22 protein-coding genes are annotated in these 23,793 nt (G+C 64.3%); 8 read left to right on the top strand and 14 right to left on the bottom strand.

All coding sequences use genetic code 11. From position 1 onward, the window contains the following. Positions 1-107: 107 nt before the first annotated feature. The 4 genes from CAL28_RS08675 to CAL28_RS08660 form a co-directional block, all read right to left on the bottom strand. Positions 108-887 carry a response regulator transcription factor gene (locus CAL28_RS08675; RefSeq protein WP_094841024.1) on the bottom strand — a complete coding sequence of 260 codons (780 nt, stop codon included), beginning with the start codon at positions 885-887 and terminating at the stop codon, positions 108-110. A 542-nt stretch (positions 888-1,429) separates the two neighbouring features. Beyond that, entirely contained in the window at positions 1,430-3,058 is a 1,629-nt protein-coding gene (locus CAL28_RS08670) for a glucosamine inositolphosphorylceramide transferase family protein (protein ID WP_094841023.1), read from the bottom strand. A 214-nt stretch (positions 3,059-3,272) separates the two neighbouring features. Further along, positions 3,273-4,775: a sensor histidine kinase gene (locus CAL28_RS08665; RefSeq protein ID WP_094841022.1), complete on the bottom strand. Its 1,503-nt coding sequence runs from the start codon at positions 4,773-4,775 to the stop codon at positions 3,273-3,275. Further along, positions 4,772-5,494, bottom strand: coding sequence for a response regulator transcription factor (locus CAL28_RS08660; protein WP_094841021.1), 723 nt, complete (start codon positions 5,492-5,494; stop codon positions 4,772-4,774). The genes CAL28_RS08665 and CAL28_RS08660 overlap by 4 nt, the downstream gene beginning before the upstream one ends. A 153-nt stretch (positions 5,495-5,647) precedes the next feature. Here CAL28_RS08660 and msrA point away from each other — a divergent pair, with 153 nt between their 5' ends. Continuing rightward, positions 5,648-6,370, top strand: a complete 723-nt coding sequence (gene msrA, locus CAL28_RS08655) for a peptide-methionine (S)-S-oxide reductase MsrA (RefSeq protein WP_094841020.1) — start codon at positions 5,648-5,650, stop codon at positions 6,368-6,370. A gap of 3 nt (positions 6,371-6,373) precedes the next feature. Here msrA and CAL28_RS08650 read toward each other — a convergent pair whose 3' ends face one another. Continuing rightward, positions 6,374-6,580: a hypothetical protein gene (locus CAL28_RS08650; protein ID WP_141218155.1), complete on the bottom strand. Its 207-nt coding sequence runs from the start codon at positions 6,578-6,580 to the stop codon at positions 6,374-6,376. Positions 6,581-6,673: 93 nt separating this feature from the next. Beyond that, complete coding sequence (locus tag CAL28_RS08645) at positions 6,674-7,000, bottom strand: NIPSNAP family protein (protein WP_094841018.1); 327 nt, start codon at positions 6,998-7,000, stop codon at positions 6,674-6,676. A gap of 131 nt (positions 7,001-7,131) precedes the next feature. Here CAL28_RS08645 and CAL28_RS08640 point away from each other — a divergent pair, with 131 nt between their 5' ends. Continuing rightward, positions 7,132-7,926 (top strand): N-acyl homoserine lactonase family protein, encoded by a 795-nt coding sequence (locus CAL28_RS08640; RefSeq protein WP_094841017.1) that lies wholly within the window; start codon positions 7,132-7,134, stop codon positions 7,924-7,926. Between the two features lie 59 nt (positions 7,927-7,985). Here the strand turns inward: CAL28_RS08640 and CAL28_RS08635 are convergent, their stop codons facing one another. The 4 genes from CAL28_RS08635 to CAL28_RS08620 form a co-directional block, all read right to left on the bottom strand. After that, positions 7,986-8,747: a carboxymuconolactone decarboxylase family protein gene (locus CAL28_RS08635; RefSeq protein WP_254926055.1), complete on the bottom strand. Its 762-nt coding sequence runs from the start codon at positions 8,745-8,747 to the stop codon at positions 7,986-7,988. Then, positions 8,744-9,646 carry an NAD(P)-dependent oxidoreductase gene (locus tag CAL28_RS08630; protein ID WP_094844496.1) on the bottom strand — a complete coding sequence of 301 codons (903 nt, stop codon included), beginning with the start codon at positions 9,644-9,646 and terminating at the stop codon, positions 8,744-8,746. Before CAL28_RS08630 ends, CAL28_RS08635 begins: the two co-directional genes overlap by 4 nt. An 11-nt stretch (positions 9,647-9,657) precedes the next feature. After that, the gene (locus CAL28_RS08625; RefSeq protein WP_094841015.1) at positions 9,658-11,016 is read right to left on the bottom strand and encodes an MFS transporter; all 1,359 of its coding nucleotides are present in this window, start codon (positions 11,014-11,016) and stop codon (positions 9,658-9,660) included. A 373-nt stretch (positions 11,017-11,389) separates the two neighbouring features. Further along, positions 11,390-12,130, bottom strand: a complete 741-nt coding sequence (locus CAL28_RS08620; RefSeq protein ID WP_094841014.1) for an SDR family NAD(P)-dependent oxidoreductase — start codon at positions 12,128-12,130, stop codon at positions 11,390-11,392. A gap of 296 nt (positions 12,131-12,426) precedes the next feature. Between CAL28_RS08620 and CAL28_RS08615 the strand changes: the two genes are divergently transcribed. Beyond that, positions 12,427-15,273, top strand: coding sequence for an EAL domain-containing protein (locus tag CAL28_RS08615; RefSeq protein WP_094841013.1), 2,847 nt, complete (start codon positions 12,427-12,429; stop codon positions 15,271-15,273). Between the two features lie 42 nt (positions 15,274-15,315). Here CAL28_RS08615 and CAL28_RS08610 read toward each other — a convergent pair whose 3' ends face one another. Further along, complete coding sequence (locus tag CAL28_RS08610) at positions 15,316-16,386, bottom strand: cation diffusion facilitator family transporter (RefSeq protein WP_217906555.1); 1,071 nt, start codon at positions 16,384-16,386, stop codon at positions 15,316-15,318. Between the two features lie 105 nt (positions 16,387-16,491). Between CAL28_RS08610 and CAL28_RS08605 the strand changes: the two genes are divergently transcribed. Then, complete coding sequence (locus tag CAL28_RS08605) at positions 16,492-17,703, top strand: acyltransferase family protein (RefSeq protein WP_176463934.1); 1,212 nt, start codon at positions 16,492-16,494, stop codon at positions 17,701-17,703. Positions 17,704-17,724: 21 nt separating this feature from the next. On the opposite strand, the gene CAL28_RS08600 is transcribed toward CAL28_RS08605, so the two are convergent. From CAL28_RS08600 to CAL28_RS08590, 3 genes are read right to left on the bottom strand one after another with little or no spacing between them, the layout of a single operon-like run. Then, positions 17,725-18,660 (bottom strand): electron transfer flavoprotein subunit alpha/FixB family protein, encoded by a 936-nt coding sequence (locus CAL28_RS08600; protein WP_094841010.1) that lies wholly within the window; start codon positions 18,658-18,660, stop codon positions 17,725-17,727. A gap of 2 nt (positions 18,661-18,662) precedes the next feature. After that, complete coding sequence (locus tag CAL28_RS08595; RefSeq protein WP_094841009.1) at positions 18,663-19,412, bottom strand: electron transfer flavoprotein subunit beta/FixA family protein; 750 nt, start codon at positions 19,410-19,412, stop codon at positions 18,663-18,665. Between the two features lie 56 nt (positions 19,413-19,468). Further along, a complete protein-coding gene (locus tag CAL28_RS08590) occupies positions 19,469-20,161 on the bottom strand; it encodes a GntR family transcriptional regulator (RefSeq protein ID WP_254926054.1) in 693 nt (230 codons plus the stop codon). A gap of 208 nt (positions 20,162-20,369) precedes the next feature. On the opposite strand from CAL28_RS08590, the gene CAL28_RS08585 reads away from it, so the two are divergent. The 4 genes from CAL28_RS08585 to CAL28_RS08570 are packed head-to-tail and all read left to right on the top strand — an operon-like array spanning position 20,370 to position 23,746. Continuing rightward, positions 20,370-21,533: a thiolase domain-containing protein gene (locus tag CAL28_RS08585; RefSeq protein ID WP_094841007.1), complete on the top strand. Its 1,164-nt coding sequence runs from the start codon at positions 20,370-20,372 to the stop codon at positions 21,531-21,533. Between the two features lie 4 nt (positions 21,534-21,537). Continuing rightward, complete coding sequence (locus CAL28_RS08580) at positions 21,538-21,945, top strand: Zn-ribbon domain-containing OB-fold protein (RefSeq protein WP_094841006.1); 408 nt, start codon at positions 21,538-21,540, stop codon at positions 21,943-21,945. After that, positions 21,942-22,832, top strand: a complete 891-nt coding sequence (locus CAL28_RS08575) for a MaoC/PaaZ C-terminal domain-containing protein (protein WP_094841005.1) — start codon at positions 21,942-21,944, stop codon at positions 22,830-22,832. Before CAL28_RS08580 ends, CAL28_RS08575 begins: the two co-directional genes overlap by 4 nt. Continuing rightward, positions 22,829-23,746, top strand: coding sequence for an SDR family NAD(P)-dependent oxidoreductase (locus CAL28_RS08570; RefSeq protein ID WP_094841004.1), 918 nt, complete (start codon positions 22,829-22,831; stop codon positions 23,744-23,746). The genes CAL28_RS08575 and CAL28_RS08570 overlap by 4 nt, the downstream gene beginning before the upstream one ends. Positions 23,747-23,793: the final 47 nt, after the last annotated feature.

The following is a 23,793-nucleotide window of genomic DNA, read 5'->3' as shown; positions in this document are numbered from 1 at the left end:
CAGCCGACGCATGGGCCTTAACGGCCTCGCTCCCAATGCAAAAAGCAAGCCCCGACTCTCATCGAAAGGCTTGCTTCGAAGTCCGACAAAAACCGCGATCTAACGCGCTAGAGCCGGTTGCGCTCATAACTGGATCCATTGGCACCGCTGGAATCCCAATCCAGCGTCGCGCCACGTTGCAAGGCCGTGTATACCGCCTCCCCTTTGTTTTTCACCTGCAGCCGCTGGTACAGCGTGCAAGCGTGGGTCTTTGCCGTCGCCACGGAAATATTGAGCATGCGGCTGACCGTTTTGATCGGATAGCCGCGCGACAGCAGAACCAGGACTTCGTATTGCCGCGGCGTGATCTTCAGCAACTGCGCCCCGGCCGTGATCGGCATTGCCATCTTCTGGCTGGCCGCGTGATCGCCGTCGCCGGCCATCATCATCGAGGTATTGGCAGGCGCATGCTGCACCGTCGCCGCCGCGGGCGCATCGGCGGTGGCCGACGGTTGCGCCATCTGGCCGCTCGGAAAGCATTGCCCTCCCGCCATCACCAGCCGTATGGCGGCTTCCAGCACCTCGATCGATGCCGTTTTCATCAGGCATCCATGGATGCTTCCTTCCGGAAGACGGGACAGGGCCTGCATCGGCATGTTGTCCACCAGCAGGAGGATGCGCTTGGGCGCGAGCACCCGACGCACATCCGCCAACGCTTGCCAACCGGTTTCGGTTTCGATCGGCAAGCCGAAAATCAGAAGTTCGGCACCGCGGTTTTGCTCAGCGGCTTCGTCCAGATTCGCCAGATCCAGACCGACGATTTCCCACACGCCTTCAACCTTGCCCAGAATTTGACGCAGACCCAGCCTTAAAAGTGGATGAGCCTCGATCAAGACCATTTTCGACATAGCTTTCCCCATAGGACATCATCAGATGCAACAAGAGTGCAGCAGTGAATGGTACGTAGCGCAAACACACGGCGGCTATTTTTTTGTTCGGTGTGCCTGCCGACCACTTGGGCGAGACGTTGGCGGAACCGACCGAAACTTGAGTAGTCATCGTTAGGATGACCAGCCCATGTTATGGGTAGCCCAGTCCAAAATCAAGCTTATCCAATCGACATAAACCGACAGGAAGCGAAGTCATCCGTTAGTATCAATCGGATGCCCCCGGAGCCGCCCCTTCCTGATTTTTTCTACATCAATAAACATCAGCGCCACGCTGGTTTAAATGCGGTACTAAACAAGTTTTGAATGGAGTCGGTCTGCAAGCTTTTGCAAGCGACCCTGGGCGAGTTGTGTCTTCATGTAGAGCTCCGAGCCTTATTTCATGCGGGTTTCGAGGGGGAGCGGCGAAACGCTGCTGCTGCTTTACGCGATGCGCCGCGATTATGCTGCGGGGGATTTCCTTTTACCGGCGCGCCACGCGCGGTGGCGCGCGCCGGTATTTGTTATTCCATAAATGCAAAGTCGAACACGGTATGGCCGCCGTGGTGATGCCAGTGATGCATGGAAGCGTATGGTTTGCGCAGGAAACTGGGGTAATTCACAGGGCCGTCGGCCTCCCGGTAGGTATGGGGCGTAAGCTCCTCTATCCGGTTCAGCGATACCCCGTTGCCGTAGTGCTGGAAGCCCTGCGACTGGGCGCAGCGGACCACGCTGCCGTCCGGCGCCAGGATCACCCCGGCGTTGCGGGCCTTGACGGGGCTATGGACGATCGGATTCAGCGCATGCGGCGTCCAGCGGTCCGTGTCGGGACGGTCGGCATAGAAGGCGAACAGTTCGTCGCAATGGCTGACGCCATCGGTTCGATCGATGTTCGTGAATAGCCACCAATGCCCGCCGTAAGGGAAAACGATGGTATCCACGGCCGAAATATTATCCATCAGCCTGCAATGTAATTCCCATTTAAGCGGGAATTCCGTGCATTTCCACAATTCGATGGTTCGGTTACCGCAGGTTTCCGGGACCATATAGGTAGCCCCGCCGTATTCGAAAATGTAGGGGAAACTCAGGTGATAAGGCAGGTCCAGCACCACGCCCAGAAAGCGGAAGGCTCCGTCGATATACGTGGCGACCGATATCTTCCCTTTACGCTCGCGGAAGTAATAATCCTCGAAAAAAATATAGGGTTGCCCGTTGCGCGTATACACGAAGGGGTCGGCGAAGAACCGCCCCTTCGGCGGCACCATGACCGCTGCCTCTGAGGTAACGACCTCCTGGCGCCCGGTCGGGCACATACCGATGCGCCACCGCACATTGCGCTTCATGGCGCGGCGCAGCACCATGCTCGAGGCCAGCCATGCCTGGCGTGCCAGGTAAGCGGCGCCGTCCCATTGGGCTGGCTGCGGCCGAGTCATCGCCGTATGGATCTGCAGCGACGACGAGGGCTGCTTGCGCCGCTCCGGCTGCGCCATCGCCTGCAAGGTATCGAAGATCATCAGGTTGGCGAGGCTCAGCGCGCGCGCGCGGTTCTTCAGCCAGAACACTTCGGTGTTGAAGCTGCGCGCGTCCAGGAGTTCATCGGCCTGCTCGGTCGCCCCCAGCCGCCACAGCTTGACCGTGGTGTGGTCGGCGCGCTGATACACCTCCCAGAACCCGGCATGGGCCACGTGCTGCTGGTCCTTGAGGTCCGAGTGCACGGGCATCCATACCCCGTGGGTCGGCAGGGAAGCCAGCTCCCCCCGTATCGCCGGCGCGCCCAGGATCAGAATGACGTCCAGGCGCAGTGCGATCAGATCGCGCAGTTGCTCCGGATCGGCCGCCAGCAGGCCGCCATGGCCACGGGTGACCCCCAGGTCCAGCACCGGCGTACCGGGAGGCAGGGATGCCGTCAGCTCGCTGGTCGCCAGCTGCGCGCGGTGGCGGGTTTCCAGCATGCGCGATTCCAGCCGCGCCACGGTCCCCAGCGGGTCGCGCGACCACGGCAGGCTGCGTTCGGCGGACTGCGTATCGTCCCAGGCGACGATCAGCGCGGCGATCTGGAAGTGTTCTTCACGCGATAGCCACTGGGCGACGTCATGCACCCATCCAGGCTGGTTCGTGGCATTCACGAGCAACGCAACGGTCTTCTTGTCCATGTCCCATCCGATTCAGGCGTTCACGTCATACCTACTCCGCGCAGATAGTGCGCGCAGTAATGCGAGAGCTCCAGAATGCGTTCACCCTAGGCCGTACGAGCGACGGGGCATAGGGCGCTTCCTAGGTCGAAAGCACGGACCTACAACTATCGATCTACAGGCGAGGCCGCACCATGCCTTGTGCCTAGTGGCGGCCCGGGCCCTGGACCGGCCGCTACGCGGCGGGCGTGGTCGGCCGGGCGGCCGCCGCGGGGAGGCGAAATTCGAAGACGGCCCCCCGGCCCGATCGCGGCACCAGCCGTATATCGCCGCCATGCAAGGCGAGAATGCGATGCACGGCAAGCAGGCCCAGGCCGCCGGACTCGGCGCGATCCGAGCGCCATACGGAGGCGCGGGTGAAGAGATTTTCGCGCAGGGGCTCGGGTATACCCGGTCCGTCGTCGCCGACCGTGACGATGGCCGCGCCCCGGTCAGCGCTCATGCGAACGTCTACCGTACCGCCCGACGGGCTATGGCGGATGGCATTGTCGAGCAGATTGGTCAGAACCCGGTCGATCATGCCAATGTCCGCCTCCACAGGCGGTAGATCGCGGTCGAAGCCGGCCGACAGGTGCAGGCCGCGCGCTTCGGCCGCGAGCTCGAATTTCTGGAAGACATCCTGCACGAGGTCGGGCAGCGCGAAGACTTCCTTATCCGGCTGGATCAGGCCGGATTCCAGCCTCGCCAGCTCGAACAGGGATTGCGCCAGGCGGCCGACCTTGCGGCTTTGTCCCAGGGCGATCTCCAGGTAGCGGCGCCGGTCCGCGTCATCCAGGGTATCGGCCTTTATCAGCAGGGTTTCCAGGTATCCGTGCAGGGAGGTCAGCGGCGTGCGCAGGTCGTGTGAAATATTGGCGACGAGCTCGCGCCGCTGCTGGTCCTGCCGGCTGAGCTCGCGCCATTGCTCCGCGATGCGGGCCGCCATCTGGCGGAAGGCCTGTTCCAGCACGCCGATTTCATCGCCGCCGGCGGGCGGCATGGCGGCCGCCGGCGATGCGCGCAAGGTCTCGGTGGCGGCCTGCTCATTGGCGTCGAAGTCCCGCACCACCGCCGTCAATCGACGCAGCGGCCGCGTGATCAGGGCGAAGGCAACCAGCCCGGCTATCAGGCAGCACAGGGCCACGAGCCCCAGGGACATCAGCATCGTGCGCGTCGTCGCGCTGGCGGCCAGATTGGCCGACAGGGCGTCGCGCCGCTCTCCCTGCAGGACCACGTAGACATAGCCCGCGTTCTCGCCGCGTACCGTCAAAGGCGCGGCATCGAAGACCTTGCGCCCTGTCGCGCTGCGCGGATCGTCGCCAAGGACAGGCAGGGGGGCGCCGGCCAGCAGCTGCCGCACCGGCTCCATATCGACCCGCTCGCGCTTGAGGTGTCCACGCGGCGCCGCGTCGCCGACGATACGACCGTCCCTGGACAACAGGTAGACCTCGACGCTGGGGTTGACGGCCATCAGCTTGTCGAACAAATCCCGCACGGCGCCGGGACGCAGCCCGTCCGCGTCCATCAGCGGCGCGCTGTCGGCGATGTGCCGCGCCAGTCCGCTGGACAAGCGCTGCGCGGTTTCCTCTTCCCGCAAGTGGTTGGCGTTGATCTGCAGCCAGGCCGCCGCCGCCGTACATGCCAACAGCAGCACCGCGAAGACCAGGGACAGGCGCTGCGACAGGCTCAGGTGCCTCATGCGGCATCCCCGCCGCCGGCCGCCGCGAAACGGTAGCCCTTGCCCCATACCGTCAGGATGCGCCGGGGCTCCGCGGGATTGGCCTCTACCTTCAGGCGCAGCCGGTTGATGTGCGTATTGACCGTATGTTCGTAGCCATCGTGCTGGTAGCCCCAGACCTCGTGCAGCAGGTCCATGCGGGAGAAAACCTTGCCGGGATGGCGCGCGAAGAAATACAGCAGGTCGAACTCGCGCGGCGTCAGGTCCACGGCGTTGCCGTCGACGAAGGCCTCGCGCGCGAGCGGATCGATGCGCAGGCCGGCGATATCGAGCATGCCGCCTTCCATGCGGGCGTCGCGGGCCAGCGCCTCCACGCGGCGCAGCAGGGCCTTCACGCGGGCGACCAGCTCCATCATGGAGAAAGGCTTGGCCAGGTAGTCGTCGGCGCCCAGCTCCAGGCCGATGATGCGATGGACTTCGCTGGCGCGGGCGCTGGTTACGATGATGGGCGTGTAGCGGGTCATCGCGCGCGCGCGGCGGCAGATCTCCAGCCCGTCCACGCCCGGCAGCATGAGATCGAGCACGAGCAGGTCCCAGCCCCCGCCTTCCAGCAGGCGCAGGCCGTTGTCGCCGTCCGCGGCGTGGACCACGTCGTAGCCTTCGTCGCGCAGGTGCAGGCGCAGCAGTTCGGCGATATGGGCGTCGTCTTCGACGATAAGGATGCGTTTTGCGGAGGTCATATCGGTAACGGCGTCCGGGCGCCGGTATGGGCCGGCGGTCGCTATTGTCGCGCAGGCGCGCGCCGTCGCGGCGGCAATATCACGGTTAATTTAAGTTTCCGGGGGTGCGGCGGCGCCATAATTTGTTCGCCCCCGCCCCTTCGGAGCCCCATCATGACATTCGCCGCCCGTTTCCCGGCCAAATGGCCTTTCCTGGCGCTTGCCGCCTGCGCGGCCGCCGCGACGGTCCTGTTCGCCGGACATGCCCCCGCCCGCGCCGCCGAGGCCGCGGTCGCCATCCCGCCCCCCGTCCGGGACGAGCCCGCCACGACCGCCGCCACCGAAACCGCCGTCTTCGCCGGCGGCTGCTTCTGGGGCGTGCAAGGGGTATTCCAGCACGTGCGCGGCGTGAAGCAGGCGGTTTCCGGCTATGCCGGCGGCAGCGCCGGCACGGCGCACTACGATGACGTCAGCGGCGGCGACACCGGCCACGCGGAGTCGGTCGCGGTGACCTACGATCCGCGCCAGATCAGCTACGGCAAACTGCTGCAGGTATATTTTTCCGTGGCCCACGATCCTACGCAGCTGAACCGGCAAGGCCCGGATACCGGCACGCAGTACCGATCCACCGTGTTCTACGCCAACGATATGCAGCGCGAAGTGGCGCTTGCGTATATCGCCCAGCTGGGCAAGGCCGGCGTCTATGCCAAGCCCATCGTCACCACGCTGGAGAACCTGAAGGGCTTTTATCCGGCCGAGGCCTATCACCAGAACTTCCTGGTGAACAATCCGCGCTATCCGTACATCGTCTACAACGATCTGCCCAAGATCGCCAATCTGAAGCAGATGTTCGCGGATATCTACCAGGAGCAGCCGGTCCTGGTGGCGGTCAAATAGCGATCAATCCTTGCCTGGCTGCGCGGCAATGCCCGGCGCGGCGACGGAGGCCGCGACCTGCACCAGGCTGGGACGCCAGCGCCGCCTGCAGGATTCGACGCTTTTGCCGTCCTGCAGCGCCCGCAGGAACCCCGCGGCCTGTTCCACCGTCCGGAAGTGGTAAAAACTGCCGCCATGCCTGACCATGCGTCCGTCGCGACCTGAGTCCATGCTGCACCTCCAGGAGTGGAGAGTGTCGATAGCAAGGCGCATGCCCGGAAAATCGTACCGGCGACGGCCGGCACGGTCGGCCGGCAACCGCCGTCAGCGCAAAGCCGAATAGGCCGTGGGCGCCAGGAACTGGTTTTCCACCCGCTCGACGATGATCTTCTCGGCCTCGGTGGCATTGCGCTGGCGGACCCAGTCCGGATCCGCCTGGAAGGCGTTCCATTTCTGCTCGCGTTCGGCCAGGCTCTCCCATTTCAGCAGATAGGTCAGCGTCTGGTTGCTCGGCCCCGCCAGCGTGGTCCAGAAGCCGATCTGCTCGATGCCATACTTCTTGAAGAACCCCAACGTAATGTTGGTGAAGCGCTCGTTCAGCGCGGGCAGCCTGCCCGGAGCGCAGTGATAGACACGCATTTCGACGATCATCCGTTCATCTCCTTGGTTGGAACCGCGGACGGATCATACCGTCCCTCGGCGGATTGAATTGTATTATTGACTGACTGTCCGACATTACCTATCATCGCCCGATCCCGCATCCGAGACGGAGGAGACCCGCCATGCTTCCCGAGTACGAAGTCTTCGCCATCAAATATGGCGAACATCAACGCACCGCCAGCGCCAATTTCCTGGGCGGCGACCCGCACAACGGCCCCATGCCCATGGACTATTTCGTGTGGCTGATCCGCGATGCCGGGCGCACCTGGGTGGTGGACGCGGGCTTCGACGCCGACGAGGCGCGCGCGCGCGGCCGCAAACTGATCCATCCAATGCGCGATGCGATGAAGCTGATGGATGTGGACGTCGACGCGGTGCGCGATCTGATCGTCACACACATGCACTACGACCACATCGGCAATCTGGCGGCCTATCCCAACGCGGTCTTCCATCTGCAGGACCGCGAAATGGAGTACGCCACCGGCCGCTATATGGCTCACCGCTGCATGGCGGAAGCCTTCAACCTGCGCGACGTGCTGCAAATGGTCGAACAGGTCTATGCGGGCCGCGTCCGCTTTCACGATGGCGATGCCGAGATCGCGCCCGGGATCACCGTGCACCGTATCGGCGGACATACCAAGGGCTTGCAGGTGGTGCGCGTGCACACGGCGCGCGGCTGGGTCGTGCTGGCCTCCGATGCCTCGCACTATTACCGCAACATGGAGGAAGGCCGCCCGTTTCCCGCCGTGCTCAATGTCGGCGACATGCTGGAAGGCCACCGCCGGCTGGACACGCTGGCCGACAGCCACGCGCACATCGTGCCGGGCCACGATCCCCAGGTCCTGCTGCGCTATCCGCCGCCCGCGCCGGCGCTGGCCGGCAAGGTCGCGGTGCTGCACGTGCCTCCGTCGCAATAGGCAGGCGGCGCCGGCGCGCCCCACGCCATGGCGGCGCGCGGCGGCGTCCGGGCGATCGGCTAGGCGCCCCGCGCGGCCCACGCCTCTTCCAGGATGGGCACGGCCACCGCGGCGCCGTGGATGCCTATCGTGCTGACGATTTCCAGCACTTCCATGAGTTCCTGCGCGGTAGCCCCGTAGCCGATGGCGTTGCGCATATGCAGCTTCAGGCCGGGCAGGTACAGGTGCGTGGCCGACGCGTCGAAGGCGCAGTACATCAGCTCTTTGACCTTCGGCGCCAGCACTCCGGTGCGCCACGGCACGGAGGAAAAGTCGAGGTAGGCCTGGAAGAAATCGGGATCCAGTTCGAGCAGGCCGTCGAAGGTCTCGTGCCAATAGCCACGATTCTTGCGGAAGTCCCGCTTCAACGCCTCGCGGCGCTCGTCCAGCGGAGCGGGCGCGTCGCGCAGTCCTTCTTCCCGCAGCACCTCCAGCAGCACCGGAACACCCGCGTTGGCGGCGTGGATCCCCACAGTGCTGATCAGTTCCAGTACCTCCATCAATTCCTCGCGCGTCGCGCCATGGCGTATCGCGGCTTCGATATGCGCCTTGATGCCAGGACGGTACAGATGCGTGGCCGCCGCGTCGGCGGCGATGTGGATGAATTCCCTTACCTTGGGTTCCAGTTGCCCCTTAAGCCAGGGTACCGAGGCCAGGTTCAGATAGGCCTCGAAGAATCCCGGGTCCAGCCTGAGGATGCTTTCCCATTCCTCGCCCCAGGCGCCACGCAGGCGCACGAAGGCATCTTTCAGGTTTTGCTGTCGTTGCGTCAGCGCCATCATCGTGTCCCCTGGTCCTTGAGCCTGACGCCGCCCGAGACGTCGCCGATCGCATCGACCACGCGGTTGCTGATCTTGTCGCCATAACCCAGCGCCGTGGCCAGGCCGAAGCAGGACAAGGGGCCGGCCGCATTGAGCGACGCCACGCCCAGCTCGCGCGCCAGGTCCACGTACAGCACCACATCCTTGGTCATCAGCTTGCTCGTCAAACCGCCTTCCAGATAATTGCCATCGACGATGTACGGGAAGCGGTTCTGCGTGGCGAAGTTCACGCCGCTGCTGCTGTTCAATACCTCCAGCAGTTGATGCAGGTCCAGCCCGGCCTTCTTGCCGGCCACCATCACCTCGGCAGTCGCGGCCAGGCTGACCGCATTCAGGAAGTTGTTCAACAGCTTGGTCGCATGCCCCGCCCCGCTCGCGCCCATGTGCAGCGCCTTGGCGCTGAAGGGCTCGAATACCCAGCGCACCGCTTCCACGGCCTGGGCATCGCCGCCTATCATCAGCGTCAGCGTGCCTTTTTCGGCGGCCGCCGCGCCGCCCGAAATCCCCGCATCGATATAGTGGACGCCCTTGTCGCGGAACAGTTCGTGCAGCCGCATGGTCGAACTGGCCGCGGCGGTACTCAAGTCCACGATGGCCTGCCCCGCGCGGCAATGCGCGAGCACGCCGTCGGCGCCCTCGACCACCGCCTCGACCACATGGCTGTCCGGCAGCGACATCAGGATGACGTCGGCCGCGGCCACCACTTCGCCCACGCTACGCGCGGCCGCCGCGCCGCACGCAGCGGCCCGCGACGCGTCCGTATCGAAGCCGGTCACCGCGATGCCGGCGTCCACCAGGCGCCGCGTCATGCGTCCGCCCATATTGCCCAGGCCAATGAAGCCTGCCCTATCCTTGCGCATGGTCGTCATCCTTAAAAATCCACATCGCGGGTCTCGGGACCCATCATGGCGCCGATCGTGCCGATCACGCCGCCGATCACCAGCAATGCCACCGGCGCCAAGCGCATCGGCATGAGACGGCCCAGCCAGTTCATGTAGAAGGCATAGAACGACGGGATGATCACCGACAGGCTGAATCCCACGCCGAAGCCGGTGGCGCGCACGTCGGTCACGAAACGCTCGTTGATGTATGTGACGATCACGCCCCATGGCGAAGTCACCAGGATCGACAGCAGGACGACCAGCAGCATGATCACCGGCAGCGGCATGCCGCCGGCCCGCGAGAGCGCATAGAACAGGGCCGCGCCGACGGTCGCGATCAGCGGCCCCGCCACGAGGAAAAAGCGGCGGCGACCGATGCGCTGCCCCAGCATGCCGGAACCGATATAGCTGAAGAACAGCGTTCCATAGCACACCAGCAGCGTGGCGGCGGTGTCGAAAGCGCTCAGGTGCAGCGTGGCGGCCAGCAATCCCGTGGGCATATAGATGGTGATCAGATTCTGCGTCAGCCAGAAGCCGGTCATCAGAAGCAGCACCTGCAGCAGGTTGCGTCCGCTGCGTCCGCGAACCAGGTCCATCAGCGGCAGTTTCTCCCTGGCCGGTCCGGCGCCGGCGCCATCCTTCTTCACCTCGGTTTGCCAGATCTCCGACTCGGCGACCTTATGGATGTAATACCAGGCCAGTACGCCGGCCAACGCCGCGCCGATCAGGAAGGGAATCCGCCAGCCCACCTGCGCGTAAGGCGATTGCGCACCGGCCAGCGGGAAGAGCGCGAACATCAGCATCGCCACCAGATTGATGCAGACATAGGCGGCCGGAAACCCCGCCAGTATCAGGCCGCCGACGAATCCGCGCTGCGACTTGCGCGAGTATTCGATGGCCAGCGGCATGGCGCCGGTATACCCGCCACCCAGGAAAATGCCGTCGACGAACCGCAGCGCGACCAGCAACAGATAGGATGCGATGCCGATGCTGTCATAACCCGGCAGCAGGCCGATCAACAGTGTCACCACGCCGAAGCCCGACACCGACCAGATGGAAGCTTTGCGGCGGCCGATACGGTCGGCGACCATGCCGAAGATCAGCGCACCGATCGGTCGGCCCAGCAAGGTCGTGATGAATACCAGCGACGCCAGGAGGACCTCGGTTTCCGGGGCAATACCGCGTGGCTGGAAATAGAACAGCACCGGGGCCAGCACGACCACCGGCAGATAGATATCGAACATATCGATGAATTCCGAGAAGAACGCGCCCTTGATGGCATTCCTGCGTTTCTGCTCGGTGGAAGTGCCGGCGAGACGCACCGGCGCGGCTTGGGCTACTGAAACCATTTGGCTGCTTCCTCCTTTTTCGATCTTATTGACGGATTGTCTGACGACAAACCGGACTAAAAAAATGCCGCCGGAATCGGCGGTGCGGGACGGCCTCGGCGGGTCGATCGCATCATGGACGCCGTGTTGGGCCGATGGCGCGGAGAATGTCCGCGTAGCGGCGGGCCATCCAGGCGACGCGCCGATCGAGCGGCGGTCCAGGTACAGACTAGATCCCGTAATACAATCGGTCAATATTATTGACTCAGGGTTTTCCCGCAGCCACCCGGGAATGCGGCGTTCGCCGTCCTGCCCTGCGCCGACACCCACGCCCCGCAACGACGCCGCGGGCAGAACCGGCCCGCGCCGCGTGTATCCGCCGGCGTCCGGCGATTCAGCCGTTGATCATCCCGCCATCGATATTGATGATCTGGCCCGTGATGTAGCTGGCCGCGTCGCTGCACAGGAATACCACCGTGCCGGCGACTTCGTCGGCGGTCCCCCACCGCCCCAGCGGGATCTCGCGCCGTACCGCGTCGCCGCGCGCGGCGATCAACTGGGCCGGCATGGCCGTGTCGATAATGCCCGGCGCGACGGCATTGACCAGCACCTGTGGCGCCAGCCGCCGCGACAGCGCGCGCGTCAGGCCGGCGATGCCGCCCTTGGAAGCCGAATAGGCAAGATGGTCGAAAGAGCCCCGCCGATAGGCCAGCGAGGCGGCCATGACGATGCGGGCCCCTCGCCCGCCGCGATCGCACAGCCGGGGCGCCGCCGCGCTGGCCAGGTCGAAAGCCATGTCCAGGTTGACCGCCATCGTGCGGTCCCACACCGCCCGGCTTTCCGGCGCCAGGTCGTCGGTCTGGTAGATGCCGGCCATGTGGATCAGCCCGTACAGTTCGTCGATCGAATCGAAGACCTCCCTGCACGCGCCGGGTTCGCTAAGATCGGCGGCGACGATACGCCGTACGCCATCGGGGCGCAGCGTCGCCGCCACGCGCTGCAGCGCGGCTTCGTCACGGTCCATCAGGATCACGGAAGCGCCCAGCGCGTCGAGCTGGCGGGCGCAGGCGGCGCCTATGCCCCCCGCCGCGCCGGTAATCGCTATCGCCCGGTCCGACCATGTCTCGGTAGCCATGCTTGTCTCCTGTTCGATTTATCAGGTTTTTCGTATGGCGGCGGATATCCGCCGGCGCACCCGCGCACGCGGATTGCTCATGGACTCTACATCCGTTTTCGAACCGCCGGCTCGCCGCCGCCACGTCGCCGGATAGCTCTTCTGCAAGGTGTCGCGAAAAGGCAATATATCCCTGCAGCGCGTCCGCCTTACCGATGGCATAGTATCGCCACACGATTAAATAAAAGGCGCGTTGAGCATGACCCGCAACGCCAGACTGAAGGGGCACCGCCCCAGCATTGCCTCGGAGAGATGGGATGTCCGCTGCTCTACCTGATCAGCAACCGCGCTGCGTGGATGGCGCGCTGGAAGTATTCCCCGCCATCTTCGAGGAATTCCGCCATCCCGTTATCGTCAAGGATGAGCACTCCCGTTTTCTTTATATGAATCCGCTTGCCTGCGCCATGATGCGGCGGCCTTTGGCGGAGGTCATCGGAAGGACGGACTACGACTTCCTGCCCCACGACGAGGCGGATGCCATCGTCGCGGTCGACCGGGCGATATTCGCCACCGGCGAACCTCGCATCTTCGAAGAAACCATCACCTCGCCCGAGGGCAGCAAAACCTTCGTCACGCACAAGCACCGCATCCTGTTCCCGGAGTCGGGCCTCTCCCGCAGGCTGCTGCTCGTCCTGATCACGGATGTGACGCAATTGCGGGAAGCGGAACGCGTCCTGCGGGAAAGCGAGGAGCGCTACCGGTCGCTGGTCGAGCTTCATCCGCAGATCCCATGGATTGCCGATGCGGCCGGCCACGTCATCGAAGCCGGAGCGACGTGGACCCAGGTATCGGGCCTGTCTCCGCAATCCACCTACGGGTCCGGCTGGACCGACAGCGTCCATCCCGACGATCTGCCGCTGGCCCAGGAGCGCTGGGACGCTTCGGTCAGGACCGGAGATCCCTGCGATATCGAATACCGGGTTCGCCTGACCGACGGCACCTACAAATGGTTCAGGAGCCGCGCGGCGGCCCGCCTGGACGAGCATGGCCGGGTCTCGAGATGGTACGGACTGCTGGAGGACGTGCACGAACGCAAGAGCGCCGAAGAGGCCGTCCGCGAAAGCGAGATCCTGATCCGCAGCATCTTCCAGAGCAGCCCGGACTGTGTGCGGCTGCTGGACTTGAACGGAAAGCCGCTGCTCATGAACCGGGCGGGCCGCGAGATCTTCGGTTTGTCCGACGCTGCCGACGTGAGCGAAGCGCGATGGGACAAGGTGGTCGCGCCGGATAATATGCGCACGGTAACGGCCGCCTTCGAACGCGCGCGCGCGGGACACCGCGCGCGATTCGAAACGACGATCACCACCCACGACGGCAAGGAACGCTGCATGGACGTGGTCACCACGCCGGTGCCTGGCAAGGATGGAAAGCCGGCGCGCATCCTGACCATCTGGCGCGATATCACAGAGGCCAAGGCGGCCCGCGACGTGACCGAGTCGGCGCGGCGGGCGGCGGAGAAAGCGGCGGACCGGCTCGCATCCGTCCTGGAAAGTACCCTGGATTGCGTGCTCGTCGTGGATCCCGCCTGGCGGCTGACGTACATGAATTCGAATGCCCGGCGCCTGCTGGGCCTGGGAGACGAGGCGATAGGCACCGGCCTTTGGCGCCTTTACCCCGATGAAGAGAACGGCGCCTTCGCCGCCCAATGCCGCAAGGCGCTGGCGACGCGGGATTCGGTGACATTCGAGGAGTACGTCGCCGCCCTGGGCATGTGGCTGGAAGTCCACGCGGCCCCGACGGAAGAAGGACTCTCGATCTTCTTCCGCGACACGTCCGACCGGCGTCGCGCCGAGCAGGAGCGCTTCCAGGCGCTGACCCAGATATCGCACATGTCCCGGCACGATGCCCTGACGAACCTGCCGAACCGGGTGCTGTTCCGCGAACGCCTGGACCGCGACCTTGCCCGCCTGGCCCCCGGCACCCAACTGGCGATCCTGATACTGGATCTGGACGGCTTCAAGTCGGTGAACGACGCCTACGGCCATCCGGTGGGAGACCTGCTGCTGCGCCAGGCGGCGGACCGCCTGCGGTCGTGTGTCGACGACACCGACACCATCGCCCGCCTGGGAGGCGACGAGTTCGTCGTCATACAGCCAGCCGTCCGCGCCCCCGAGGATGTCGAGGAACTGGCGGAGCGGATCATCCGCACGCTGGATGAACCCTTCCAGCTGGAAGGCGTCTCCGTCACCATCGGGGCCAGCATCGGGATCGCTTTCGCGCCTGCCGCAGGCAGCACCGCGGACCAGCTGATCCGCGCCGCGGACGTCGCGCTCTATCGCGCCAAGTCGGAGGGTCGCGGCACCTATCGGCGGTATGTGGATAGCATGGATGCCAGCGTCCAGGCCCAGCAGGAGCTCAAGGTCGCATTGAAGGGCGCCATTGCCCGCCAGGAGCTGGAAGTCTACTTCCAGCCCGTGGTCGAACTGGCGACGAACAAGGTCAGTACCTGCGAGGCGCTTATACGCTGGCGACATCCCGGCAAAGGAATGATCTCCCCCGCGGAGTTCATCCCGCTGGCGGAGGAAAGCGGCCTGATCATCCCGATCGGGGAATGGGTACTGCAGACGGCGTGCCGCGAAGCCAGCCGCTGGCCGGACGGCACCGCCGTGGCGGTGAACCTGTCGCCGCTGCAATTCCGAAACGGCGATCTCGTGCATACGGTGTCGGCGGCGCTGGCCGCGTCGGGGCTTCCCGCCAGCCGCCTGCAATTGGAAATCACGGAATCCGTCATGCTGGACGAGTGCGATACGAATCTGCGGATACTGCAGGATATCCGCCTGCTGGGCGTGAAGATCGCCATGGACGACTTCGGCACCGGCTATTCGTCCCTGGGCTATCTGCGCACTTTCCCGTTCGATAAGATCAAGGTGGACGGCGCCTTCATCAGCGACTTGCCGGACGGCAGGGAGTCGCTGGCCATCATCCGCGCGGTCGCGGGCATCGGCCGCAGCCTGGGGATCACGACGACGGTGGAGGGCGTCGAAACCCAGGCGCAGCTTGACGCGGTGAAAAGGGAAGGCTTCGACGAAGCGCAAGGCTTCCTGTTTTCGCGGCCCGTGCCGGCGGCTGACATCGCCCGGGTGCTCGGCGCCATCCAGGGGTGATGGCTCAAGCCTGCCTGGGCCGGCCGCGGTTGGGCCGGGCGATCAGCCGGAGGTCTCCGGTCCACGGGCGCGAGCTGCCTCGCCGACCCGCAGCCGCGTTTCCGATTCGATGAACACGCGTTTGATGCGGCTATAGCGCGACCGTATCCGCGCATCGATGCGGTCCAGCGTTTCATGGGCCTGAGCACGATCCAGGGCCGGGGACAGCATCAGGCTGATGTTCACCAATATGAAGTCCGGGCCGATATGCATGGTCAGGACTTCATTGACGCGATCGACGCCGGGGGTCTCTTCGACCAATGCGCGGATACCGTCCACGACCTCTGGATTGGCACTCTCGCCGATCAGCAAGCCTTTGGTCTCCCTGGCCAACAGGATTGCCACCGACGCGAGTATCAGCCCGATGACGATCGAAGCCGCGCCGTCATACAGCATGTTGCCCGTGACTTCGCTCAGGGTCAGCCCCGCCAGGGCGAACAGCAGCCCCAACATCGCGGCGCTGTCTTCCAGCAACACCGCGAACGCCGTGGGATCCTTGCCGGCCTCGACCGCTTCCAGGTAACCCCGCTTGCCCTTCTGCCTTCTGAACTCCTTCAGCGCCACCACCCACGCACTACCCTCGAACAGCATGCTCAGGCCGAGCACGATGTAGTTGACGAGCGGATTTTCAATCGAAACCGGGTGGCGGAGGTGCCGGATGCCCTCGTAGACCGAGATGCCGGCACCGAGCGAAAAGATGAGCAGAGCGACCACGAAGCTCCAGAAATAGATCTCCTTGCCATGCCCGAACGGAAAGCGCTTATCTGGCGGTAGCTTGGCCCGCCGCATGCCGTACAACAGGAAGCCGCCGTTTCCCGTATCCACCAGCGAATGGACGGCTTCCGACAGCATCGCCGAGCTGCCGGTATACAGCGCGGCGAACAACTTCGTCAGGGCGATGAGCAGATTGCCGGTCAGGGCAACGTAAATGACCTTCTTGCTTCCGGTAGCCATGCATCGAGCATAACGCCGATGCCGCCGGCCGGCACCCGGCAGGGTGCGCTGGTTTGCAGCCTCCGAAACCGGTGTGATAGGCTCGAACCCAATCTGGCCCTGGCGAACGCCCTGCGCCACGGCCCTGCACGCGCGGGGCCACCCGCATCCGGCCACCTTCTCAATCGCACGGCATGCAGTCTGCCCGCGCTGGCGGCCACTGGCCCGCCCCACCCTTGCACAGGAATGACTTTACTTACACACTCCAGCCCCTCGCACATCAATGAAAAGCCCGCACCGGGCAAAACCGTCCGACACCTGCCCGCCCTTACCCCATTGCGGGGCATCGCGGCACTGTGGGTCGTCCTCTACCACTACGGTGTCTTGTATTTCCCGAACATCCATCCTGACCGGCATACCGCATTGCTGAATAAGGGCTACCTCGCGGTGGATCTATTCTTCATGCTAAGCGGCTTCGTGATGATGCATGTGTATCGGGAAGAGTTTGCCTCGCGGGTTTCGCCGCGCGGCTACTGGACATTCCTTTCGGCGCGCATCGCGCGTATATATCCGCTGCATCTGGCAGTGCTGGGCTTGTTCCTGCTGATCGCGCTGGGGTCGCGCGTGGCGGAGCACGCTTCAGGCGGACTCCTGTCAGGTATTCCGCTCTATGGCGTGCGATCCCTGTTCGCCCTGCTGGCGAATCTGTTCATGCTGCAGGGAATTCATGCCAGCACCCTAAGCTGGAATTACGCGGCGTGGTCCATCAGCCTGGAATTCATGGCTTACCTCGCGTTCCCTTTTGTTGCCACGCTGGTCTGGCGCAGCGGTTGGCGAGCGCAGGCCCTGCCGGTTCTCGGTGCATTCGCCGTGCTGGCGCTGCTCGCCTGGCTGACCCACGACGATTACAACCAATGGGACGGATGGACCACCTTCATGCGCTGCATTCCGGAGTTCCTGCTCGGCATGCTGCTGTACCAGGGATATGCCGCATCGGCGCGCGGCGCATTGCCATCGCGCGACGCGCTCGCGCTTGCCGCGATGGCCGCGCTGCTGGCGGCGCTGCACTTCCAGGCCCCGGATCTACTGACGGTCGTCCTGCTGGCCGCGCTGCTCGTGGCCGTGGCGTCGAACCGTGGCCGGGCGGCCGCATGGCTGGATAACAGAGTGTTCGTATGGCTGGGCGAGATCTCGTATGCCTTGTACCTGGTCCATGGACTTGTGCAGCACGCGACGACGCAAGTGCTATCGCTGGGCGTACGCATCCAGGACCGGCAGGAACTCTCCAGCAGCGCGTCGATTGCGCTGATGGCGGTCATGCTGGCGATCAGCCTGCTTCTGGCGACAGCCTGCTCCCACGCCATCGAAAAGCCCGCGCAACGCTACCTGCGCGGCGTGCTGTCGGGGTCGGGCTCCCGCGTTGCGCAGGATTCGAACCCACGACCCCTTGGTTCGTAGCCTCGTGTCGGGCGGCGACACTCAGTGGTCCAGCGCCGCCGCCAATACCGGCACGATTTCGAACAGGTCGCCTACCAATCCGTAATCCGCCACGCCGAAGATCGGCGCTTCGGCGTCCTTATTGATGGCGACGATGACCTTGGAGTCCTTCATGCCGGCCAGATGCTGGATGGCGCCCGATATCCCGATCGCCACGTACAACTGCGGCGCGACGATCTTGCCGGTCTGCCCCACCTGCCAGTCATTGGGCGCATAGCCGGCGTCGACGGCGGCGCGCGATGCGCCGAGCGCCGCGCCCAGCTTGTCAGCCAGGGGCTCAAGGATGTGGAAGTTGTCGGCGCTACCCAGACCGCGGCCGCCCGACACCACCGCACGCGCGCCGGCAAGTTCCGGGCGATCGCTCTTGGCCACTTCACGGCCCACGAAAGACGACAGGCCGCTGTCGGCCACGGCCGCCAGGCTTTCCACCGCCGCCGAGCCGCCTTGCGCGGCCACGGCGTCAAAGCCCGTGGTACGCACAGTGATTACCTTCACCGCGTCGGACGACTGCACCGTAGCGATGGCGTTGCCGGCATAAATGGGACGCTGGAAGGTGTCGGCCGATTCCACCGCGATGATATCGGAGATCTGCGCCACGTCCAGCTTGGCGGCCACGCGTGGAGCCACGTTCTTGCCCGACGCGGTGGCGGGGAACAGGATGTGGCCGTAGTCCCTGGCGATGGCCAGCACCTGGGCCGCCAGGTTCTCGGCCAGGCCTTCGGCCAGTTGTGGCGCGTCGGCCAACAGCACCTTGGACACGCCGGAGGCCTGCGCGGCCTGCTCGGCCACGGCACGGACATTGCTGCCAGCCACCAGCACGTGCACGTCGCCACCAATCCTGGCAGCGGCTGCGATGGCGTTCAGGGTGGCGCCCCGGAGCTGGGCGTTATCGTGTTCGGCAATAACCAGAATCGTCATCTTCAGACCACCTTCGCTTCGTTCTTCAGCTTGTCCACCAGCGTGGCCGCGTCGGGCACCTTGATACCGGCCTTACGCACGGGCGGCGCCGAAACCTTCAGGGTCTTCAGACGTGGCGAGGGGTCGACACCCAGGTCTTGCGGCGTGACCGTATCCAGCTGCTTCTTCTTGGCCTTCATGATGTTGGGCAACGTGACATAGCGCGGCTCGTTCAGGCGCAGGTCGGTGGTAACGATGGCCGGCAGCTTCAGCACCAGCGTTTCCAGGCCGCCGTCGACTTCGCGCGTAACCCTGACCCGGCCGTCTTCGACTTCGACCTTGCTGGCGTAGGTGGCCTGCGGCCAGTCCAGCAGCGCGGCCAGCATCTGACCCGTCTGGTTCGCATCGTCATCGATGGCCTGCTTGCCCAGGATCACCATCTGCGGCTGCTCCTTGTCGACCACGGCTTTGAGCAGCTTGGCCACGGCCAGTGGCTGCAGCACGGCGTCGGTCTGGATGAGGATCCCGCGATCGGCGCCGATGGCCATGGCGGTGCGCAAGGTTTCCTGGCTTTGCTGCACGCCAGCCGACACGGCGATGACTTCCGTGGCCGCGCCCTTCTCCTTCAGGCGCGTCGCTTCTTCCACCGCGATTTCGTCGAACGGGTTCATCGACATCTTCACGTTGTCGATGTCCACACCGGTTTGATCCGATTTCACGCGCACTTTTACGTTGTAGTCGACGACGCGCTTTACAGGTACAAGTATCTTCATCACATCCCCAATAAGATCGAAGGCTCAGGATCTCTTACCAACCGGAATTCGTGCGGTCACACGCGTGAGCGAGTCGCTCTTTCCGTAAACAACTGGGCCAGGCGAGCATGCGCCACCGCGACGATCTCGTCCTGGCGCCGTCCGATATGCTTCTTCAGAAGCTCGGAGCACGCGTCGCTGTCGCGGCTTGCAAGCGCATCGACAATCCGATTGTGGTCATGGTGCGTCGCCCGGCGCGTTGGGGCGCCGAGATCTATCCACCGCACGAACTGTATGCGCGCATTGATGTTTTCAAGGACGCGCGACATCTCCAGATTCCCGGCCAGGGAGACGAGGCGCACATGGAACGCCTCGTCCTGCGCGATCAGATCCATCTGGGTGCAACCTTCCGCAGCGCCGTCCTCACGGACCATGGCCGCAAGCGCCTGGATCTGCTCGTCGCTGGCCCGCTCGATGGCCAACTGTGCCGCGGCCACTTCCAGCGCGGCACGCAGCTCGTAAAGGCTGAAGAGCTCCTTGGGATCCAGATCCCTGAAAAAGAACCCTTTGCCCGCGACCGAGCGCAAGAACCCTTCTGTCGTCAGGCGATGTAGTGCCGCGCGCAAAGGCGTGCGGGAGACGTTCAATTCGCGGGCCAATTCACCCTCGTTCAATCGTTCCCCCGGCAGAAACGCGTGGGTTACCGCCTTTGCCCGCACTGCCGCATAGACGGACGCGGCGATGTTGTCAGCCAGAACCTCCCGGTCCATGGAGTCTGCAGTACTCATGTCGTTCAAGCGGCGCAAAGCCGTCCTTGTATGTGATGCGGGGGCAAGAAGAACCACCGCCGAAGTGCGGGTTGAGCGTCCATCCCCATGTTAACCCTATTGTACGCGATCTGAATTTCGATCAGAATTCAGCTCAGAATACAGAACAGCGTTCTTCTAGGCAGAACCAACACCACGCAGGAAGGGTTTTATGACGATCAAGAAAAGGGCCTGCATTGCGGGCGTTTTCGAACACCCGTTGCGCAAGGCAGAGCAGCATTCGGTTGCTCAATTGCACGCGGAATGCGCGCGAGGCGCCCTCGCGGATGCGGGTTTGAGTATCCAGGACGTTGATGCCTATTTCTGCGCTGGCGACGCCCCGGGGTTGGGCGCCCTGTCCATGGTGGATTACCTGGGCCTGCGGGTAAGACACATGGACACGACAGAGACCGGAGGGTCCTCTTATCTCATCCACGTCGCCCACGCCGCGCAGGCAATCGCGGCGGGCAAGTGCAATGTGGCATTGATTACGTTGGCCGGCAGGCCGCGATCGGATCCCTCGACCGCCCGGCCTCGGGCGTACGGAGCGACATCGCCTGACACCGCATTCGAACAACCCTTCGGGATGAATACGCTGGCGGGCTACGCCATGGTGGCGCGGCGCCACATGTTCGAGTACGGAACCACCGCGGAGCAATTGGCCTGGATCAAAGTCGCGGCATCCATCCACGCCCAGCACAACCCTCACGCCATGCTGCGGAAGCCCGTTACGGTGGAAGACGTTGTCAATTCCCCACTGGTCGCGGATCCGCTTCATCGCCTGGACTGCTGCGTCGTCAGCGACGGCGGCGGCGCATTGGTCGTCACCCGGCCCGAAATCGCGCGCAGCCTCGCCCGGCCGGTCATCGACGTGTTGGGCGCTGGCGAGGCTGCGCGCGGCGTCTATGGCAATGGCAGCGATCTATTGGTGACTGGCGCCGCGCAATCGGGGCCCCAGGCTTTTACAGAGGCGGGCGTGACGCCGGCCGACATCCAGTACGCGTCCATTTACGACAGCTTCACCATCACCGTGCTGCTTCAGTTGGAGGACCTGGGTTTCTGCGCCAAAGGGGAAGGCGGCCGTTTCGTTCAGGACGGCAATCTCGTTTCCGGTGTCGGAAGACTGCCCTTCAACACCGACGGCGGCGGCTTATGCAACAACCACCCGGCCAACCGCGGGGGCATTACCAAAGTGATCGAAGCGGTACGCCAACTCCGAGGCGAAGCGCATCCCGAGGTACAGGTACCCGGCTGCGAACTCGCCCTGGCGCAGGGAACAGGCGGAAACCTCGGCGCTCGCCATGGAAGTGCGACGCTAATACTAGGAAGGAGCTGATTGAATGTTCATAGACAACCGCGAGTGGCAAGCGCCGGCAACAAACCCCGAAAACGAGGCATTTTTCGCGGCCGCCGCCCAAGGCAGATTGCTCTACGGTCATTGCCGCGCCTGCGAACAGGCGCACTACTATCCCCGCCGCTTTTGCCCTCATTGCTTTTCCGCCGAGGTGGACTGGGTTCCGGCCAGCGGCCGAGGCATCATCTATTCGTACACCGAAAACAGTGGCGATCCGGGCGGCCAGGCACTCGCTTTCATCGAACTGGATGAAGGCGTCCGGATGCTGAGCAACATCGTGGATGCGTCGCTCGAGCGGCTACACATAGGCGCTGTCGTGCGTGTCGCGTTCGCCCGCGCTGGCGCGGTCAGAGTCCCCGTGTTTGTCCTGGACGAGGCGGAGCCAAGCGCATGAATCTCGACGCCGTGAAAGCATGGAGCAAAACGACGCTCCACGATTACACCCTGCGCGACTCCGCCCTCTATGCGCTGGCGGTCGGTGCGATCTCGGATCCCCTCGATCCTCGTCAATTGCGGATGGTCGACGAAACCGACCAAGTGCCGGTCCCCACGATGGCCGCGGTGATTGCGTCTCCCGGATTCTGGGCACGCGACGAGCGTACCTTGGGCATGGACGCCACCCGGCTGGTCCAGGGGGAGCAGCGCGTCGACCTGGACCGGCCTTTGCCGGCAGAGGGCCGCATACTGGGTACATCGCGGATCTGCCGTGTGGTCGACAAGGGGCCGTCGAAAGGCGCATTAGTCACGGTCCGCAAGACACTGCAGTCGGAAGACGGCGACCTCTACGGCCGCGCCTGGCAGTTGTTCTATTGCCGCGGCGATGGCGGCTTTTCGGCGAACGGCGCAGAGGACGTCATACTGGACGCCGATACGCCGGCGCCCTTGACCGCGGCGCCAACGCGCCAACCCGACCTGCGTGCCGAGTATGCCGTCCGAAGCGATGCCGCACTTCTATATCGCCTTTGCGGGGACCGCAACCGATTGCACATCGATCACTCGGCCGCCCAGCGAGCGGGCTTTCCGCGTCCCATCCTCCACGGCCTGGCGACTTATGGCTTTGCGGCCATCGCGATCATCCGCGCGTTCGCCGACGGAGACGCCACGCGGCTCCGCGGTTTCGATGCCCGGTTCTCCGCTCCGGTCTATCCCTCCGACGTCATCGAGTTCCGGATGTGGAACGAGGGAACCCACATCGCGCTTGAAGGCTACGTCGCCGCCCGCGACGCCATCGTCATCAGTCATGCCCAAGGGCGCTTGCAACTATCGAGGAACGAATCATGAAGCTATCCATGTCAGACAAGGTCGCGATCGTCACGGGCGCGGGAGGTGGCATCGGCCGCGACATCGCGCTACAGCTTGCGCAGGCCGGCGCGCGGGTAGTCGTCAACGACATTGGCGCGTCCCTGAACGGCGAAGGCAGCGATACAGGTCCCGCAGCCGCGGTCGTGGCAGAGATCCGGGCAGCCGGGAGCGAAGCCTCGGCCAATACGGACTCCATCGCGACACGCAAGGGAGCACAGAATCTGGTTCAACAGGCGATCGATACCTTCGGCCGGGTAGATTGCATCATCAATAACGCCGGAATCCTGCGGGACCGCTTCTTCCACAAGATGAGCGATGAAGAATGGGACTCGGTGCTCAAGGTCCATCTCTATGGTTCCTTCTACACCAGCAGCGCGGCGGCACCGTTTTTCAAGGAGCAAGGTAGCGGCGCGTATGTCCACATGACCTCGACCTCCGGTCTGGTCGGAAACCGCGCCCAGGCGAACTACGCGGCCGCGAAGATGGGCATCGTCGGCCTTTCAAGAACCATTGCCATCGACATGCAGCGCGCGGGCGTGCGGTCCAATTGCATCGCCCCCTTTGCCTGGGGGCGCATGGTCGCATCCATACCGGTGACGACCGAGGAACAGAAGCGCGCGGCGGAGCGTAAGCAGCAGTTGATGACGCCCGCGAAGGTCGCGCCCCTCGCTGTCTTCCTGGGCAGCGAGCTGGCAAGCGACATCAATGGCCAGGTGTTCGCCGTGCGTGGCAACGAGATCATGCTGATGAGCCAGCCGCGCCCGGTGAAGTCGGTCCACCAATCCGAAGGTTGGACGCCGGAGAGTATCGGAGAGATTGCCATGCCCGCCATGCGGGGTGCGCTCACACCGCTCGAGGAAACGGCCGACTTTTTCAACTGGCCCCCGATCTGACCGCGATTCGCGGCGCCCCTTTTTCTGCCTGCAATCGGCACACCTGG

The sequence above is a fragment of the Bordetella genomosp. 11 genome, assembly GCF_002261215.1.
GTDB lineage: Bacteria > Pseudomonadota > Gammaproteobacteria > Burkholderiales > Burkholderiaceae_B > Bordetella_C.
Note: the sequence above shows the minus strand (reverse complement) of the source record. Positions and strands in the feature narration are given on the sequence as shown.